Annotated in this window: 2 protein-coding genes; both read right to left on the bottom strand. The window is 63.1% G+C overall.

The window, feature by feature from the left end; translation table 11 throughout:
* Positions 1–729: 729 nt before the first annotated feature.
* The gene (locus HY68_RS43145; RefSeq protein ID WP_157874532.1) at positions 730–936 is read right to left on the bottom strand and encodes a hypothetical protein; all 207 of its coding nucleotides are present in this window, start codon (positions 934–936) and stop codon (positions 730–732) included.
* 220 nt (positions 937–1,156) lie between these two features.
* A complete protein-coding gene (locus HY68_RS36360) occupies positions 1,157–1,363 on the bottom strand; it encodes a hypothetical protein (protein ID WP_157874531.1) in 207 nt (68 codons plus the stop codon).
* Positions 1,364–1,742: the final 379 nt, after the last annotated feature.

Here is a 1,742-nt window from a genome sequence, read left to right as displayed (position 1 = left end):
CAGCCGCTGAGCGGCCGGAGCTGGACGGTCGGGGCTCCTTTCCCCGACAGCGTGCCGTCCACGTGGACCGGCATCTGCTCAGGACTGACCTGCAGGCTCTTCACCGCTTCTACGGTCCGCGCTTCCTACCGGTACTCGCACAGCACACAGGTATCGCCAGCCGAACCCTGCAGGGCTATCTCCGAGGAGGGTTCGACATTCTCAACACCAGCCATACCAACCGGCTGGCAGCCGCCATGGTCCGCATGGGTATCACACCTCCCCCGATCGAGCGGCTGCCAGACGTTCTCCCACCCATAGCAGACAGGCCCGAACTCCGGGACCACGGCACGGCGCCAGCAGGCATGGGACCGCGGACTCACACACTCAACCGCCCACGCGAGGCGGCCGAGCACACCAGCAGGTCGACGAGGAACGTGAAGTACGTCCCGGAGCGATCGCCGCTCCGGGACGCCAGGTCCTCACCGTCAACGAATCTTCTGACTCAATCAGCTCTTAGTTTTCCGGGCTCAACCAGAGAACAGGACAGCGAGGAGAACAGAGCCGATGAAGACAGTCAATGGAACACCGGTGAGTGACTGTGTCCAGGCTTCCTTCAGCGCAAATTTTCATACCAGTACACAGATCACGTAGACCGGAACCGCGTATGCCACCACTCTTACTGCGGCTCCGCGCCATCTTGGCGGCCCGTTGGGTGGCGAGGAGCTTCTCGCCACCCAACGGGCGGCACTAGCGATCCCCTGCCGAGCGTTCTCTCGAGCGGATAATCGCGACGCCGATTCCTGCCAGCAGCCCTGCAACGGCAAAGAGCAGAGCTGCTGAAGCTATCGAACCGTCAAGCACACCGAGCGCGGTTGCAATGACGCCGAGTACGCATCCGACCACCGCCGTACTAGCGACTGTCCGAAAGCTCTGCATCAGACCATTCTCGCGCATGCGTCTTCATTCCTTCGCGTACTTCATGAGAAGAGGAAAGATCCGATCGGCCCAAAAAGTCCGCCAACTAGCCCACCGAGAGTTCCGTTCAACCTCTCACCGCTGGTCCCCCGCAACGGTGGCTCCTGCTGCACCCGCACCCGCCCCCCTCTGAGACCGGCCGTGACGACGCCGGCTGCCACACCGCCGAGACCAGCCGTTCCCGCACAAGCCAGTCCGGCTACACCCACTGCAGCTGCTCCAGCGAGTCTGCCAGCGGCGGCACCAACCGCGTCAGCGAAGCTGAAGAAGTCTGCTTGGGTCTGTGGTTGATGGGGCCGTCGGCGGCGTAGAGATAGGGGTTGGTTTCCTGGCCCGAGGGGTCGGGCTGGGTGAAGCAGGCGAGGCGCAGGGGGACGCCCATCGGGCCTGTCCGGAGTCGCAGCATCAGGTCCGTCGATGCCAGCGACCGTCGGCCCGTCGGGAAGGGAGCGATGGGTATTCGGGTGGCAAATCCAGGCCGCAGCAGTGCACGGTGCGTCGGCGGACTTTCCAGCCGAGCCACTGCTTGGGGCCGGCGTCCGTATGGCCGCCGGCCCGAAGCCTTTTGGAATGGGCAGTAATGAACTCCGAATGCGTGTCGGGAGAAGACCTGCCCTTTCGGGTCTTATTTCCGGTCAGTCTTTGCCTGGTAGAGCCCCTGTAGCACTATCAAGAGCGCTACGACCCCGATGGCGAGACAAATCCAGAGAGAGCTTTTCGAGGGAGCCCAGAAGGCGAAAATGAGTGAAGCCGCTGCGCAAAGACCGAGGGCTATAACCGCCCAC

This window comes from Streptomyces sp. AcH 505, from assembly GCF_000818175.1.
Classification (GTDB): Bacteria; Actinomycetota; Actinomycetes; order Streptomycetales; family Streptomycetaceae; genus Streptomyces.
Note: the sequence above shows the minus strand (reverse complement) of the source record. Positions and strands in the feature narration are given on the sequence as shown.

Coding starts and splice junctions, on each gene's coding strand:
- HY68_RS43145 (WP_157874532.1), bottom strand. CDS start 936: ATGCGCGAGAATGGTCTGATGCAGAGCTTTCGGACAGTCGCTAGTACG.
- HY68_RS36360 (WP_157874531.1), bottom strand. CDS start 1,363: ATGCTGCGACTCCGGACAGGCCCGATGGGCGTCCCCCTGCGCCTCGCC.